Consider the following 16,664-nt stretch of genomic DNA (forward strand, 5'->3'; position numbering starts at 1 on the left):
CCGGTTCAGTGCAATTCGTTGAATTCGACGTGTCCGCCCTTCATCACCAGCGGAATGTGATCGCCCTGGCCGCCGAGGCAGCCCAGGTCGCGCAGCGGATCGCCATCGACCACCAGCACGTCGGCATAAGCGCCTGGTGCCAGGCGTCCCAGCTTGCCCGTCATGCCGAGGATTTCGGCGCCGATGGTGGTGGCGCTGCTGATGATCTCCGCAGGCGTCAGGACTTGCGCGCGAATCGTGAACTCGTCGCTCTGCATGCGATGCGACGGTCCGAGCAGATCGCTGCCGAAACCCATCTTGACCCCGGCGCGTTTGAATATTTCCAGTGACTGCAGGCCGGCCTCGCGCACGATGTCGATCTTGGCCGCGCTCTCGGGGGGCAAGCCGTAGCGCACGCCCTCCAGATGCAAGGCTTCGTAGGCCACCAGCGTGGGCACCGCGTACGCGCCGTGCTCGGCCATCAGCGCGGCGGTCGGTGCGTCGATCAGATTGCCGTGCTCGATGGTGCGCACCCCGCAGCGCACCGCGCGCTGCATCGATTCGGGCGTATAGGCATGCGCCATCACGTAGGTGCCGCGCGCCTGGGCTTCGGCGACGACCGCGCGGATCTCGTCCTCCGAGTAACCGAGCGCGCCGACCGGATCGGTCGGCGACGCGACGCCGCCCGAAGCCATGATCTTGATCTGGTCGGCGCCCATCTGCAGTTCTTCCCGCACTGCCCGACGCAACGCGTCGACGCCGTCGACGACGCGGCTCAAGGCCCCGACGCGCACGCAGCAGTTACACGGCGCGTCGCCGACGATGAAGTCCGAGCGGGCGCGCACGTCGCCGTGGCCGCCGGTCTGGCTGAGTGCACGCCCGGCGATGAACAGGCGTGGCCCCTGCGCGAGGCCCATTTCGATCGATTGCTTCAGCGCGAGGCCGGCACCGCCCGCATCGCGCACGGTCGTAAACCCACGCCGCAAGATGCCGCGCATGATCGGCACCGCCTTGAGCGTGACGAATACGTTGGGCATTCTTGCCTGACCCGGCAGATCGAACTGCGTCGCGACCATATGCGCGTGCAGGTCGATCAAGCCCGGCATGATGGTCTTGCCTGCGAGGTCGATGACCTGCGCGTCGTGAGCCTCGATCGGCTGTGGCGACACTGCCTTGATCGTGTCGCCCTCCACCAGCAGGTTGTGGCCCGGCTGCAATGCGCCTTGCAGCGGATCGAGCAAAGCACCGTTCTTGAACAGGATGCGGTTCATACGTTTCTCCTCCGGCTGCCTCGCTCGAGCGCGACATGCGCCGACTGTGAGCGTTTCAGGCGCATGGCGGCAATTTCTTCGAGCGATCGGCCGCGAGTGGGTACGCCCATGATCAGAACGGCGAGCGCACCGATGATCAGCACCAGCGTCGTGGCGCCGAAAACCCCGCCGAAACCGAGGCGCGGGTAGAGATAGCCAACCAGGATGGGCGCGGCGATCGCGCCGAGGCGCCCGATTGCCGAAGCGACGCCCATGCCGGTCGCACGAACGTCGGTTGGGAACACTTCGGGCGTGAAAGCGTAGACGCCGGCATACGTCCCGTTCATGAAGAACGACAGCAGAAAGCCCGCCGCCAGAATTTCGGCATTGCCGTGGGTAAGCGCGAGTCCCAGCGCGGAGAGGCCGCCAAGGGCCATGTAGCTCGCGATGGTGGCCTGGCGGCCGATCTTTTCATTGAGCCATGCACCCGAAAAGTAGCCGGGAATTTGCGCGAGGTACATGACGAGCGAATACGAAAAGCTACGCGTGATGGTCATGCCGCTTTGCACCAGCAAGCCGGGGATCCACGTAAAGAACGCGTAGTAGCTGAACGTGATCGACAGCCACATCAGCCAGGCCATCGCGGTAATGCTCGCCAGTTCACGCGACCAGAGTGCCTTGAGGTTGCCCAGCGGCGTGCCGCGCCCCGCGGTTGCCGGCGCAGCCGGCTCGTGCGCTTGCAGCGGCTCGAGTTGCAAGCCGTTGGCGCGCACCTCCGCTTCCATTTTGTCGACGATCGCCTCGGCTTCGGCGGTTCTGCCGCGCGTATCGAGCCAGCGCGGCGACTCCGGCAGTGCACGCCGCCACCACAGCAGCATGACGACCGGGAGCGCGGTGATTACCGAGACGGCGCGCCAGGCATCGGGTGCCAGCGGGATCACCAGGTAACCGAGCACCGCGGCGGCGACGAAGCCGAACGAAAAGAACGCCGCCAGACTGCCGGTGAACGTGCCGCGATACTTGCGCGCCACGAACTCGGAGAGAAACGGCGCCACGATGGCGCTTTCGGCGCCGGTGCCAACACCGGCGACGATGCGCATCGCCATGAAGAACGGCCAGTCCTGCGCCACGGCGCTAATGAGCGAAGCGATGCAGTAGATGATCAGCGCCCACACCATGACCGTGCGCCGCCCGATCACGTCGCCGAGTATCCCGGCGATCGCGGCGCCGAAGAAATACCCAATGAAGGTGCCGCTACCGAGCACGCCGGTCTGTACGCTGCTCAGATGCCACTGCGTGCGCAACACCGGCAGCATGAAGGCCAGCACGGCGGCATCCATCGCATCGAACACGTAGCCCAGTCCTCCCAGCCACAACAATCGCCTGTGAAAGCTCGAATACGGCATGCGTTCTATGCGTGCTGGAATCGTCGACATGGCTTGCCTCCAGAAGGGGGAGTGGCGTGGCGCCGGGCAATGTCAGGCGAGTATAGGGAGCCGAAATTGACACGTCTTGACAACAAACCGCACCGAACATGCGGATTCCAGCATAGCGGCACACCCCGCACGCCTGGCGCGCGGGCGGGACGACTGAGGGGCTTAGTGGCGGTATGCGGCAAGCGCATCGCGCGCCTGGAAAGCACTGTACGTCAGTTGTGCGGCCGCGAGGCCCGCGAGACCGAAGGTGCGCGTCAGGCTGAATGCGGAAAAGCCTTCGGGCACCGGCACGCCCAGCGCCAACGCGTCGGCCAGCGTCTCGCCCGCGACCGTGGTGGGCGCCATGCCGTGGCCGCCGAATGCGATGGCATGCCAGACGCCGTCGGCATCTCGACCGATTTGCGGCATCTTGTGCCGCGCGTAGCTCATCAAGCCACCCCAGGCGTGCTCGATCTTCACATCCGCCAGTTGCGGATACACGCGTGCGAGGTCGCGCTTGAGCAGGCGCGCGATGGCGTCCGGACCGCGGTCGAGCACCGAGATCCGGCCACCCCAAAGAATGCGCGTGTCCTTCAGCGGCCGGTAATAGTCGAACGCGAAGCGCGTGTCGTAGACCGCATAGGGCGCGTCGATCGCATCGGCAAGACGCGCGCCAAGCGGCTCGGTGGCGATCACGTAGGTCGCGATCGGCAATACCGCACGCTCGATACGCGGTGCGACGCCGCGCGCATAACCGCCGCCGGCGAACACGACATCCTTCGCGGTGACGGTGCCGTGCGATGTGCGCACGACGAAGCCCGCGCCGTTCCGCTCGATCGCGCGCACCGGCGATCGTTCGTAGATTCGGGCGCCGCCCTGCGCAGCGGCGTTCGCAACGCCGAGCACGTACTTCAGCGGATGGAAATGAAAAGCGTTGGGCTCGAACAGGCCGCCGTGATAACGCGTGGTCTTCAACTGCGCGCGCAACGCGTCCTTGGTCACCGGCTCCCAGTCGACGCCAAAGTCGCGCTTCATCAGCGTGCGCGTTGTGTCGAGCCGCGACGGATCATCGAACCAGTTCGCGAGCACGACGCCACGATCGACGATCTCGCAATCGATTCCGTAGCGTGCGATGCGCGTGCGGATCAGCTCCACGGCGTCGACCGTGAGCTGGTACAGGGAGCGCGCCTGGCTGTGCCCGAGCGTGCGCAGCAGATCGGCATTGTCGAGGCTGTAACCGCCGAACACGAAGCCGCCGTTACGGCCCGACGCGCCAAAGCCCACGCGCTCGGCATCGAGCACGACAATGTCGCGCACGCCGCGCTCGACTAGCCCGAGCGCGGTATTCAGGCCGGCGAGGCCGCCGCCGACTATGCAGATTTGCGTATCTGTCGTGCTGGTCAGTTGCGGGTAGGACGGACGAGAGACGGTGGATTCGTAGTAATTGTTCATGCGATTACAGAATTTCGATGTACGAAAGGAAAACAGGAGAATATCGACGTTGCAGCGCTGGATCACACGTCCGAAGCCGCCTTCACCTGATTCACCTGGCTGGCGATGCTGGCCGGATAGCCGGCGCTCAACGAAGTCTCGGAGGACGCCGACATCTGGCGTTCGATCCACGGCGCGATCTCCATGTCTTCGTAGCGAACCAGCCGGCATCTGCGCACGATCGAGTAGCCCAACCAGACCACGAGAAAGAGCGGCAGGCCGATATAGGTCGCAGCCACGTCTACCCAGTCTATCTTATTGGCAAGCAAAGCCTGATAGTTCTGGCCGATCGTGACGACGGTACAAAGCACGGCGGCGAGAATCGGGCCGAACGGGAACCATTTCGCGCGATACGGCAATTGCTCGAGGCGATAGCCCTGCTTCAGGAATCCCTTGCGGAACCGATAATGGCTGACCGCGATGCCGAGCCACGTGATGAAGCCCGCCATTCCCGACAGATTCAGCAACCACAGGTACATCGTCTTGTCGCCATAGAGCGACGAGAGAAAGCACAGTGCCCCGACCGCGGTCGTCGCGTACAGTGCGTTGCGCGGCACGCCGCCCGGCGAAAGCTTCGCAAACAGCCGGGGCGCGCGGCCTTCCATGGCGAGGTTGTATAGCATGCGAGTCGACGCGTACATGCCGGAATTGCCGGCGGACAGCACGGCGGAGAGGATGACCGCATTCATCACGCCGGCCGCAAACGCAAGACCGGCACGCCGGAATACGAGCGTAAACGGACTCACGCCGATATCGGTCACGTCGCTTTTGAGCAGGTTGGGATCCGTATAGGGAACGAGCACGCCAATGACGAAAATCGCGAGCACGTAGAAAAGCAGGATGCGCCAGAAGATCTGTTTGACTGCACGCGGAATCGTCGCGCCCGGGTTTTCTGCTTCGCCCGCCGCGACGCCGATCATCTCCGTGCCCTGGAACGAAAAGCCCGCGATCATGGCGACGCCGAGCATCGCGCTCCAGCCGCCGGCAAACGGCGCGTCCTTGATCGTGAAGTTTTCCCAGCCATTGCTGGGGCCGCCTTGCAGGATGCCGAAAATCATCAGGAGACCGATCGCGATGAACGCAAGCACGGTCAGCACCTTGATCAACGCGAACCAGTACTCGGCCTCACCGAAGCCGCGAACCGACAACGCGTTGAACGAGAAAACCACGGCCAGAAAGAGCGCGCTCCACCACATGCCCGGCACGTGCGGGAACCAGTAGCCCATCACGAGTTGCGCCGCGACGAGTTCGACTGCGATCGTCACGGCCCAGCTATACCAGTAGTTCCAGCCGATGGCGAAACCGAAGCCCTCATCGACGAACTTTGCACCGTATGCGGCGAACGAGCCCGAAACTGGCATGAACGCCGCCATCTCGCCGAGGCTCGTCATCAGGAAATAGACCATCAGGCCGATCACCATGTACGAAAGGATCGCGCCTCCGGGGCCCGCCTGCGAAATCGATGCGCCCGTGGCCACGAACAGGCCCGTGCCAATGGAGCCGCCAATGGCGATCATGCGCAAGTGGCGCGCTTGCAGGCTGCGATGGAGTTTGGGCTTCCGGGGTCTCGAGCTGGATGGATTCTCAGAATGTTTGCCGGATTGTGAACGCATGACGTGCGTTGTCTCCATGTCGACTTTCAGAGGCGAAGCACGTCTGGCCTTCCCGCTACCCTCTTGCGGGATTCACGCACGGGACCGACCGACGTACGTGCCGTCTTCATTTTTTTGGGGTGACCGCACGCCTGAAACGAAGCGGCCGGGAATACGCCAGCGGTGTGCAGCACACACGCGACGCCGGACCGAGTATATGGATTGGGAAACGAAGGCTACAAACGATATTTAAGAACTAATTGATGCACTTTTTTCATCAAGCCTGCGAAATCGCCAACCGTGCTCCCTTTACGTAGGCCGCCAGCTTCCGCGCGTACCAGTTGGTGAAGTTGGTCAGCATGAACTCCGAAGGCGCATAGGGCCCCGGCGCGTACGCCTTCGAACTTGTGCCGCGCTGATTGTGCATCACCAGCGTGGCGTCCTGCTCGTTCGTCGCGCGCCATACCTGTGTGAGCGTCTCTACGTCGTAATCCACGCCTTCTACGGCATCCTCGTGCACGAGCCAGGTCGTCTTGAGCGCCGTCTGCGTGGCCGACAAGGGCAGCACACGAAAATGGATGATATGGTCCGAGAGGAAGTGGTTCCAGTTGTTCGGAATCCTGAACATCCGCACCGAGCCGAGATCGGGCTCGGTCAGGCCGCCCAGCAGCCTCTTGCACGCAGGGCGGCCGTCGGCGGTGAACGAGACCGCGCCGCGATGGAACGGCAAGCGGATGCAGCGGAATTCCGTCCCACCGTCCGCGGGCAAATGCGGCAACGCGAGACGCTCCCAGAGCGCCGTCTTTTCCTGCATCAGGAGCTGGAAATCGCGGTTCGCGCGCGGGTCGTCCGGCAGCGCGAATTCAATCAGCGTGGCGAGCAGTTCCGGGTGGCTTCCCACGCAGTGATAGCACTCGCGATTGTTCTCGATCACGAGTTTCCAGTTCGCCTCTTCCACGATCGTCATGGAAAACGCGACCTTGGTGCGATCCGGCCGGTGCGGCGCGATATACGGCGTGACCGCCGCCTTGAAGCGTGAGATGTCGGGTGGCGTGTCGGCGATGCAGACATAAACCATCCCGCAGATGACTTCGACATGAACCGGCCGCAGGCCATGGGCGCCACGATCGAAACCGGCGGGCATCTGGCGCGCGCTCAGCAAGCTGCCGTCGAGTTCGTAGACCCACTGATGGTACGGACAGACCAGCCGCTTCGCATGCCCCGCTGGCTCGGTGCAGAGGACCGAACCGCGATGGCGGCAGGTGTTGAAGAACGCACCGACGTCGCCGCCCTTCCCGCGCAGCACGACCACCGAGGTCTTGCCGATATCGAGCGTGACGTAGTCGCCTTCGCGCGGAATTTCGGCCACGTTGCACGCGAACAGCCATTCGTTCGAGAAGACCGCCTCGATGTCGAGTTCGTGCATTGCGGGGTCCGTATAGAAGTGACCTTCGAGGCTGTAGCCTTCGCGCCGCGCCTCGAGCAACGAACGAACATGCGCAAAATCGATCACGTCAAACACCCCTTTTTAGTCGGATTCCACGAACCGTTCGCTTGCACCCACGTCGCGCCAGGCGTTGTCGGCAATGTCCGGCACCGGCGGCGCACCGCCGAACCCGGCCTGCGCAAACGTTTCGACCAGAAAGTCCACGCACACTTTCACTTTCGCCGACTGCGCGAGCCGCTCCGGAAACACCGCCCACACATTGGCGGGCTGCGTGACGTCGGGCAATACGCGCTGCAGCCGCCCTTCGTCCAGCAGCGGCCCCACGTCCCAGATCGAGCGCAACACGATGCCGCGCCCGGCCAGCGCCCATTGCACTGCAGCTTCGCCGTGATTCGTCGAAAGCGGGCCCGTCACCTTCACGGCAGTCGTCTTGCCACCCGCATCGAGCCGCCAGACGCCGAACGGATGATCACGCTCCTTGATCGCCAGGCAAGCGTGCGACTCCAGCTCCGCGATGGTCTGCGGCGAGCCATGTTGCGCGAGGTACGAGGGCGCGGCGCAAAGCACCCGGTAGTTCGTCGCGAGCCGCTTCGTGATCAGATGGCCCGCGATGTCGTCGCCGATGCGCACATCGAGATCGAAGCCCTCGCCCACCACATCGATTACACGGTCGAACAGATCGAGCTGCACGTTCAGTTGCTGATACCGGTCCGACAACGCCGCCAGCGCCGGCGCGACGAACTTGCGCCCAAAGCCGAAGCTGCTCGACACGCGCAACGTGCCGCGCGGAATGCGCCGCGTGCTGGAGACGTCCTCGACGAGCTGGTCCACGTCGTCGAGGATTTTCTCGGCCCAGGAAAAAACGCGCTCGCCCGCCGCTGTCATCGCCACGCGGCGCGTCGAGCGATGCAGCAAACGCGTGCCGAGCCGCGCTTCGAGTATCCCGACACGCTTGCTCACGTATGCCGCCGAGGCGCAAAGCGCGTCGGCGGCCGCACTAAAGCTCGACTTGCGGGCGACCGTGCAGAAGACCCGCAGGTCGTCCAGCTCGGGGGTGGTAGCTGCTTTCATTAGAACGTATGGCGCATGCCGATGCGCACATCGGCCTGCGTGGTCGTGGAGGACGGCGTGAAGCTGTAGCCGATCACCGCATCCACGCCTTCCGACGCCTTCAGCCAGTCGCCCGAGATATAGACGTCGGTGCTCTTCGAAAGCAGGTAGTGCATCGCCGCCGAGAGCTGATTCCAGTGGTGGCCGTCGAAGTGCGTGTACTGGTAGCCGCCCACGAGACTCGCCGCGGGCGTGATCTGCCAGTTCGCGCCGCCCTCGGCGACCTGCATGTGCTCGCTCTCGCCGAACGCCTTGATCTGCGTGTACGTGAACGCGCCCATCAGCGTGACCTTGTCAAGTGCGTAGCTCGCGCCTACGCCGAAGGCACCCTGCTTGTCCACCGGGAAAGGCGTGTTTGCATAGAGCGAGCTGACGGCGCCCGTGGTGGGATCGACGCTCACGGTCGGCCTGCCGAAGAACGTGCGCACGCCGATCATGTTGTATGGGTCGAACGCGTAGATGCCCGACGGGTTGTTCAACTGCGTATAGGCCGTGCCCATCGAGAACGCGCCGTGCTGATACTGCGCGCCCACGCTCCACGCGCTGCCCGTGTGGAAGTCCCCCGGCGTATTGCTGAACGAGTACATGCCGCCGAACTGGAAGCCTCCGAACGTGTTCGACATGAACTTCACGGCGTTCGGCAGATGGTCGCCGTTCATGCGGTCGAAGTCGCCCTGGTTGATCGCATAGCCACTCGCCCATGACGAGGCGTTGTACAAGTAGACGAACTCCTGCGTCATGTCGATCTGGTTGCCGAACGTGAGCGTACCCCAGTCGTTTTGCAGACCTACGTAAGCCTGGCGACCGAAAAGCGATCCTCCGTTCGTGAGCTGCCCGCTGCCAATGTGAAAGCCGCTCTCCAGCTTGAAGACGGCCTTCAGGCCGCCGCCCAGATCCTCGGTGCCTTTCAGGCCCCAGCGGTTTCCATACGAAACGCCGTCGTCGAACTTCACCTGATACGAACCGCCAGCGTTGCTCACGTAGGTAACGCCCGCGTCGAGCACGCCGTAGAGCGTGACGCCACTTTGTGCACGGGCTGCCACCGGAAGCATGGCGAGCGCGAGCGCAGCCTGCGCGGCAAACCGCATTGTGTTCATCGATTTCATGTTGTCGTCGCTGTTGTGGCGCAATCAGTTCAGGCCGCGGTCGGCTTCGCGCACGAGTTGGCGTTCTTTTTCAATGTCGAGCGAGCGGCAGGTCCACAGATAGACCAGCGCGGCGACAGGCAGGCCCACGAGCATCGCGATGTCGGTGCCGCCAAGCGCATTGGCGACCGGGCCGGTGTAAAGCTCCGTCTTGAAGAACGGGATCATCGCGACGAAGCCTGCCGCGTAGGCGGTCAGGCCACGCCAGTTCCAGCGGCCGTAGATGCCGCGTGGGTTGAATATCTCGCGCACCGAGTAATGCGAGTGGCGCACGATGAAGAAGTCGACCAGGTTGATCGCGGTCCACGGCGTAAACAGGTAGCCGAGAATGCCGAGAAAATCGCCGAACTTGCCCATGAAGTTGTCCGACGCCGCGAACGCGAGCGATGTCGCCGTGAGGGCTACCACGATCAGGCTCAGCACGCGCTTGGTCGCGTTCGATTTGAGCGGCTTGAACGAGTCGGTGATGCTGAGCAACGTGAGCGAGGCGCCGTAGAAGTTCAGGCCGGTAATGGCGAGCAGCCCCAGCAGCGAAAGCAGCAGCGTGACCGTGCCAAAGCCCGGAAAGATCATGTCGCCCGCGCGCTGGACCGCATCGGAAATCTCGATCTGCGCGTTGAGCGCCGCCGCCGCGGTGCCCACCAGCATCATCCAGACGCCGCCGATGAACGCGCCAAGGAAGGTCCACCAGAAGGTGGCACGCACACCGGTATTGGGCGGAAGATATCGCGAGTAGTCCGAAACGTAGATCGACCACGAAAGCTGATAAGCCGCCGCCGAGAAGAGCTGCACGAGGAACGGCGTGGTCTTGAAGCCGGCGAGGCTCAACTGGCCCGCGGGGAACGGCACCTTCACGCACATGCCGATACTGAAGATCGTGAGCGCCGCGAGCAGCGCGAACGCGAGCCAGCGCTGCGCCTTGTGGATCAGGTCATAGCCGAATACTGCGAGTGCGACCGCAATCACGGTGAAGACGATGTAGCTCAGATGCGGTTCGGTACCGAGCAGATGATGCGCGGTCTGCCCCGCCATCAGCTGGTTGAACGAGTTGTAGCCGATATAGGTGACGAGCGCGACCACCCACACGAGCAACGCGCCCATGTAGCCGAACTGCGGGCGCGACTGGATCATCTGAGGCAGCCCGAGCTGCGGCCCCTGGCTCGAATGGAACGCCATGAAGAAGGTGCCGAGCACGTTGCCGAGCACGATGGCGATCGCGCTCCACAGCAGGTTGCCGCCCATGCTGATGCCGATCGCGCCGGCCGCGATGGTCGCGAGGTTGGCATCGCCCGTGAACCATACGGGCCACAGATGCCACGCCCGGCCCTTGCGTTCGGCGAGCGGCACGTAGTCGATCGAGCGTGATTCGATACGCGATTTGGCGCGCGACGGCTCATTGGCCAGCGCTTCGGCTATTGCCTCTTGGGACATGTCTCCTCCAGTTGTGGGGTGGCTCGCGCGGCCCCGCATGACGCGGCTGCGCTTCCCACGCCGGCCCCGATACCAGAGGTTCCAGTTTCCAGACACGGCGCGGTTATCCTGTAGTTAATCTAAAACCTACAGTTAACAATGGTACGCACCGTAGAGGGTTTCGTCGCACTATCGCATCCTCCTATTGACGTCCGTGGAGAAATCGATTTGCTTTGCCAAACGCCAATGGACGTTGATTTATAAGAACAAGAATACGGCATACGCATCAACGAAAGAGGCGCCTCCGTCAGCGTCGAGGGATAACCCTGATCCCCTGCCGTCGAAATTTCACTTATATTTTCGTTAACCTTTAGTTTCATCGTAACTGCTAGTTAACCAACCCCAGTACGGCGGACGCCATGACCTACCTCCCGATCGAATTCCACAAGAAACCCGAACAGCCGAAACTGCCGGCCGACTTCTGCGCCAACCCGGAACTCGCCTGGACCATCCCGGCGAGCTACTACACCTCCGAGGCGGTGTACAAGGCGGAAGAACAGAAGATCTTCGAGAACGCGTGGATCTGCGTCGCGCACCGCAGCGAACTGGCCGAAACGAACGCCTACGTGACGCGCGAGGTGGTCGGCGAAAACATTCTGCTCGTGCGCGGCAAGGACAGCGTCCTGCGCGCGTTCTATAACGTCTGCCCGCACCGCGGCCACCAGCTGCTCGAAGGCAGCGGCAAGGCGAAGAACGTCATCACCTGCCCGTACCACGCCTGGGCGTTCAAGCTCGACGGCGCGCTCGCGCACGCCAACAACTGCGATCACGTGGAGTCGTTCGACAAGGAGAACTCCACGCTCGTGCCGGTGCGCGTGGAGGAATATGCGGGCTTCGTGTTCATCAACCTGAACCCGGACGCACAAGGCGTGGAGGCGCAGCTGCCCGGCCTCGAAGCCAGCCTGCGCCGCGCCTGCCCGGTGATCGACGACCTCAAGCTGGCTGCCCGCTTCGTGACCGAAACGCCGGCCAACTGGAAGTCGATCGTCGATAACTATCTGGAGTGCTACCACTGCGGCCCGGCTCACCCCGGCTTCTCGGACTCCGTGAAGATCGACCAGTACACGCACTCTCTGCACGGCAACTGGACGGTGCAATTCGGTCATGCGCAGTCGTCGGAGCGCTCGTTCAAGCTCGATCCGTCCGTGAAGGACCCGAGCTTCAGCGGCTACTGGGCGTGGCCGTGCACGATGTTCAACGTGCCGCCGGGCAGCGACTTCATGACGGTCATCTACGAATTCCCGATGAGCGCCGAAGTCACGCTCCAGCACTACGACATCTACTTCCTGAACGACGAGCCGACCGAAGAGCAGCAAAAGCTGATCGAGTGGTATCGCACCGTGTTCCGCCCGGAAGACCTGCGCCTCGTGGAAAGCGTGCAGAAAGGCTTGAAGTCGCGCGGCTATCGCGGCCAGGGCCGCATCATGGTCGACAAGCAACGTAGCGGCATCAGCGAGCACGGCATCGCGCACTTCCACAATCTGCTCGCGCAGCAGTATCAGGACTAAGAGGCCAGCATGACGAACCTTCAACATCCCGGCCTGCTGCACGAGCAGGCCTATATCGACGGCCAGTGGCGTGGCGCCGACGACGGCGCCACGCTCGAGGTCCACAACCCCTCCACGGGCGAGCGCATTGCGAACGTGCCGAACATGGGCGCGCCGGAAGCCCGCGCGGCCATCGAGGCCGCGCACCGCGCCTTCCCCGCGTGGCGAGCCACCACCGCGAAGGAGCGCGCGCGCCTGTTGCGCAACTGGTTCGAGCTCATCATGGCGAACCAGGAAACGCTGGCCCAGATCATGACGCGCGAGCAAGGCAAGCCGCTCGCGGAAGCACACGGCGAGATCGGCTACGCGGCCTCGTTCATCGAATGGTTCGCCGAGCAGGGCAAGCGCATCGACGGCGACGTGATCCCGAGCCCGAACCCGGACCAGCGCCTCGTCGTGACGAAAGAGCCGATCGGCGTGTGCGCCGCCATCACGCCGTGGAATTTCCCGGCCGCGATGATCACGCGCAAGGCCGCCCCGGCGCTGGCCGCCGGCTGCACCATCGTCATCAAGCCCGCCAACGAGACGCCGCTTTCCGCGTTCGCACTCGCGGCACTGGCAGAACAGGCCGGCATTCCGGCCGGCGTGATCAACATCGTCACGGGCAAGTCGCGCGAGATCGGCCTCGAAATGACGTCGAGCCCGCTCGTCAAGAAGCTCACGTTCACGGGCTCGACCGAAGTGGGCCGCCTCCTGATGCGCCAGTGCTCGGACACGGTCAAGAAGGTCTCGCTGGAGCTGGGCGGCAACGCGCCGTTCATCGTGTTCGACGATGCGGATCTGGACGCCGCCATCGAAGGCGCCCTGCTCTCGAAGTACCGCAACGCCGGCCAGACCTGCGTGTGCGCGAACCGCTTCTACGTGCACGATTCGGTGTACGACGAGTTCTGCCGTCGCTTTGCTGAGCGCGTGAGCGCCTTCGAGGTGGACGACGGTTTCGCCGAAGGCGTGAACATCGGCCCGCTCATTACCGAAGCCGCGCGCGACAAGGTCGACGGCCTCGTGCGCGACGCCGTGGCACAAGGCGCACGCGTGGTCACGGGCGGCGCGCCGCATGCACGCGGCGGCAACTTCTACGCACCCACCGTGCTCGCCGATGCGAAGCCCGGCATGGCCGTGCTCGCCGAGGAAATCTTCGGACCGGTCGCGCCCATCGTGCGCTTTTCGAGCGACGCCGAAGTCGTGCAGCTCGCGAACGATTCGATCTATGGCCTCGCCGCGTACTTCTACAGCCGCGACATCGGCCGCATCTGGCGTGTGGCCGAGCAGCTCGAGTACGGCATCGTCGGTATCAACACGGGCCTGATCTCCAACGAGGTCGCGCCGTTCGGCGGCGTGAAGCAGTCCGGCATCGGCCGCGAAGGCTCGAAGTACGGGATCGAAGACTATCTGTCGATCAAGTACCTCTGCATGGCGGGTGTCACGCGCTAAGGCGGGCGCCCAGCTTCGAGCGGATGCGGGCCGTGCCGCATCCGCTGCTTTTTCCGGATTCAGAAGTCAAGGAAGTCAACATGAACGCCCGCGAATCGATCACTGTCGACGTCGTCGCCGTCGAACAACTCACTCCGCTCATCAAGCGCTTCACGCTCGCGCTGCCCGATGGCGCCCCGCTGCCCGAATTCAGCGGCGGCGCCCACGTGCTCGTCTCGATGCAGGACGGCGAGCAGTGGCACCACAATGCGTATTCGCTCCTGAGCTCGCCGCACGACACGCGCCAGTATCAGATCGCCGTGCGCCGCGAAGAGGCTTCGCGCGGCGGCTCCGCCTTCATGCACGACAAGGTCGAGGCAGGCACGCGGCTCGCGATCGGTTCACCCGCCAATCTGTTCGAACTCGCGAAAGACACCAACGGCCCCAAGCGCCACGTGTTCATCGCGGGGGGCATCGGCATTACGCCTTTTCTCGCGCAGCTGGCCGAGCATCGCCCCGAGGATATCGAGCTGGAACTGCACTACGCGTACCGCAGCCCCGAGCACGGCGCCTTCGTCGACGAACTGAAGACCGGCCCGCACGCGGCCAACGTGCACTGCTATGTCGACAGCGAAGGCCAGAAGCTCGATCTCTTCAAGCTTTTCCATCATCTGCCCGGCGACGCGCATGTCTACGTCTGCGGCCCGCAAGGCCTCAACGACGCGGTCTACGCGAACGCCGCGCTGCTGGGCTGGCCGAAGGCGCAACTGCACTCGGAGCAGTTCGCCGCGACGGACACGGGCGGCAAGGCATTCACGGTCGTACTGGCGAAGTCCGGCATCGAACTCGAAGTGGGCGAAGACGAGAGCATCCTCAAGGCCATCGAGCGCGCGGGCGTGACGGTGGAGTCGCTGTGCCGCGAAGGCGTGTGCGGCACCTGCGAAGTCCCCATCCTCGAAGGCGAGGCGGATCACCGCGACCAATATCTGGACGACGACGAGAAAGCCGCGCAAAAGACCATTTTGCTGTGCGTGTCGCGAGCACGCACGCCGCGCCTCGTGATCGACCTCTAGGCCGGCTGCGTATGCGGGACACCATGAGTCGTCCGTCCGGAACGGCCCGCTTGCCGATCCGTTAAACTAGCGGGAGTTATGGAGCGGACGAAACGTCCGGGCCGCGCGCCCGATTCATCAGAGGCGGCATATGCCCGGCCCCGATCGGCGGCCATGGAGTGTATGCCGCCCTTTTGCGCTTGATTCTTTCGACCGCGCCAGATTCGTCACAGAGGGAATTGGATGTCCGAGGATACGTTCGCGTTCCGTCTGAAAGTGCTGCTCGAGCACAAGAAGCTGAACCTCCAGCAAGTCGCCGACGCCGTCGGCATTTCACGCCCCGCCGTGCACAAGTGGACGCGCGGCGGCGAGATCGACTATTCGAACCTGCGCCGCCTCGCGGCGTTTCTCGACGTGAACTGGGTTTGGCTGCGCTACGGCGACGAAGCCGTGAAAGACCTCGGCATCGTGGGCAATATCGAGCTGCCGATGACCAATCTGCGCCGCCGCTACACCGCCGAGATCATGTCGAACGAGGCGCGCATGAAGCAGGCGCAGGAACTGGCGGGCATCGTGACGTGGGAATGGAATCTCGTCACCGACGAGCTGATCTATTCGAGCAACTGCGCGAAGCTTTATGGCCGCGAGATTCACAGCAACGCCGAATTCTGGGAAATCCTCCATCCTGAGGATTCGATCTGGCTGAACGACGCGACGCTTAGGGAGCTGGTCGCGAGCACGGCGCCGCGCGTCTGGGACTTCCGCATCATCTTGCCGGACGGGCAAACCCGCTGGATCGAGTCGCGCGTCGCCACGCTGCTGGACGACGCGGCGCGCCCGGTGCGCGTGGTGGGCACCACCATCGACATCAGTGCGCGCAAGGAAGTGGAATCCGCAGAGCAACGGCGCCTGCAGCTGCTCAACGATGCCGCTCGGATTGCGGGCTTCGGCGCCTGGCGCTGGCTGCGGGCGCAGGACGAGCTGATCGTTTCGGACGAATGGTGCCGTCTGTTCGGCGTCGATCCGGGGCACGCGCCGCGCCATTACGTCGAACTTTCGCGGCACATTCATTCGGACGACCGCGCGGCGCGCGAAGCGGCCGTGAACGAAGCGCTCGCGCACCGCGCCGACTATCGCGTGCTGTATCGGGCGGCGCTGCCCGACGATACGTGGCGGCTGGTGGTGGAGCAAGGCTACGCGCGCGTGGCACCGCATGGCGAGGATGTGTGGCTCACGGCGCTGTGCCGCGCCGCGCAGCCTGCCGACATGGCGGCAGGCGCCTCTGCGGCTGCCCAGCCGGGCGCGGAAGAAAACGCGGCCACGGGAGCCGCGCCGCACTGAGTGCTGCGCAATCCTGCGCTGAATTCAAGTGTGAAAAGCTCGTGAGAAGTACGGGGTGTCCCGCAGGAACACCCCGAGCCTTTGCGCTTAAAGCGCAGCGGCGACTGCCCTGCCGATCTCGGTCGTGTTCGCCGTGCCGCCCATGTCGGGTGTGCGCGGGCCTTCCACCAGCACCTTCTCGATGGCCTGCATGATCGCGTCGTGCGCGGCCTTGTATTGCGCGTCGCCGTTGCCGAGGAAGTCCAGCATCATCGCGCCCGACCAGATCATCGCGATGGGGTTGGCGATCTGCTTGCCGAAGATGTCGGGCGCCGAGCCGTGCACAGGCTCGAACAGCGACGGAAACTTGCGCTCGGGATTCAGGTTCGCCGAAGCCGCCAGACCGATCGTGCCCGTGCATGCGGGGCCGAGATCC

General features: G+C 63.9%; 13 protein-coding genes. 4 read left to right on the forward strand and 9 right to left on the reverse strand.

Translation table 11 applies throughout. The features are described 5' to 3' along the window. Window positions 1–5: 5 nt before the first annotated feature. From M3A49_RS27410 to M3A49_RS27445, 8 genes are all read right to left on the reverse strand, one after another. Window positions 6–1,250: a metal-dependent hydrolase family protein gene (locus tag M3A49_RS27410; protein ID WP_266231832.1), complete on the reverse strand. Its 1,245-nt coding sequence runs from the start codon at window positions 1,248–1,250 to the stop codon at window positions 6–8. Beyond that, window positions 1,247–2,665 (reverse strand): MFS transporter, encoded by a 1,419-nt coding sequence (locus tag M3A49_RS27415; protein ID WP_266231833.1) that lies wholly within the window; start codon window positions 2,663–2,665, stop codon window positions 1,247–1,249. The genes M3A49_RS27410 and M3A49_RS27415 overlap by 4 nt, the downstream gene beginning before the upstream one ends. Before the next feature lie 162 nt (window positions 2,666–2,827). Next, the gene (locus tag M3A49_RS27420; RefSeq protein WP_266231834.1) at window positions 2,828–4,096 is read right to left on the reverse strand and encodes an NAD(P)/FAD-dependent oxidoreductase; all 1,269 of its coding nucleotides are present in this window, start codon (window positions 4,094–4,096) and stop codon (window positions 2,828–2,830) included. Window positions 4,097–4,158: 62 nt separating this feature from the next. Continuing rightward, on the reverse strand, window positions 4,159–5,748 hold the full coding sequence (locus M3A49_RS27425) for an amino acid permease (RefSeq protein WP_266231835.1): 1,590 nt from the start codon (window positions 5,746–5,748) through the stop codon (window positions 4,159–4,161). A 256-nt stretch (window positions 5,749–6,004) separates the two neighbouring features. Further along, complete coding sequence (locus M3A49_RS27430) at window positions 6,005–7,240, reverse strand: aromatic ring-hydroxylating oxygenase subunit alpha (protein ID WP_266231836.1); 1,236 nt, start codon at window positions 7,238–7,240, stop codon at window positions 6,005–6,007. A 15-nt stretch (window positions 7,241–7,255) separates the two neighbouring features. Further along, the gene (locus M3A49_RS27435) at window positions 7,256–8,245 is read right to left on the reverse strand and encodes a LysR substrate-binding domain-containing protein (protein WP_266231837.1); all 990 of its coding nucleotides are present in this window, start codon (window positions 8,243–8,245) and stop codon (window positions 7,256–7,258) included. Then, a complete protein-coding gene (locus tag M3A49_RS27440) occupies window positions 8,245–9,390 on the reverse strand; it encodes a porin (RefSeq protein WP_416339021.1) in 1,146 nt (381 codons plus the stop codon). The genes M3A49_RS27435 and M3A49_RS27440 overlap by 1 nt, the downstream gene beginning before the upstream one ends. A gap of 24 nt (window positions 9,391–9,414) precedes the next feature. Then, window positions 9,415–10,860, reverse strand: coding sequence for a purine-cytosine permease family protein (locus M3A49_RS27445; RefSeq protein WP_266231838.1), 1,446 nt, complete (start codon window positions 10,858–10,860; stop codon window positions 9,415–9,417). Between the two features lie 398 nt (window positions 10,861–11,258). Between M3A49_RS27445 and M3A49_RS27450 the strand changes: the two genes are divergently transcribed. The 4 genes from M3A49_RS27450 (at window position 11,259) to M3A49_RS27465 (ending at window position 16,249) form a co-directional block, all read left to right on the forward strand. Then, a complete protein-coding gene (locus M3A49_RS27450; RefSeq protein WP_254357614.1) occupies window positions 11,259–12,407 on the forward strand; it encodes an aromatic ring-hydroxylating oxygenase subunit alpha in 1,149 nt (382 codons plus the stop codon). Window positions 12,408–12,416: 9 nt separating this feature from the next. Continuing rightward, a complete protein-coding gene (locus M3A49_RS27455; RefSeq protein ID WP_266231839.1) occupies window positions 12,417–13,877 on the forward strand; it encodes an NAD-dependent succinate-semialdehyde dehydrogenase in 1,461 nt (486 codons plus the stop codon). Window positions 13,878–13,957: 80 nt separating this feature from the next. Beyond that, complete coding sequence (locus tag M3A49_RS27460; RefSeq protein ID WP_254357616.1) at window positions 13,958–14,929, forward strand: PDR/VanB family oxidoreductase; 972 nt, start codon at window positions 13,958–13,960, stop codon at window positions 14,927–14,929. A gap of 222 nt (window positions 14,930–15,151) precedes the next feature. Next, the gene (locus tag M3A49_RS27465) at window positions 15,152–16,249 is read left to right on the forward strand and encodes a PAS domain-containing protein (RefSeq protein WP_266231840.1); all 1,098 of its coding nucleotides are present in this window, start codon (window positions 15,152–15,154) and stop codon (window positions 16,247–16,249) included. A gap of 87 nt (window positions 16,250–16,336) precedes the next feature. Here the strand turns inward: M3A49_RS27465 and M3A49_RS27470 are convergent. Continuing rightward, window positions 16,337–16,664: isocitrate/isopropylmalate family dehydrogenase (locus M3A49_RS27470; protein WP_266231841.1), on the reverse strand; the 328-nt coding region annotated here is incomplete at its 5' end.

Source organism: Paraburkholderia sp. CNPSo 3076 (genome assembly GCF_026343935.1).
Classification (GTDB): domain Bacteria; phylum Pseudomonadota; class Gammaproteobacteria; order Burkholderiales; family Burkholderiaceae; genus Paraburkholderia; species Paraburkholderia nodosa.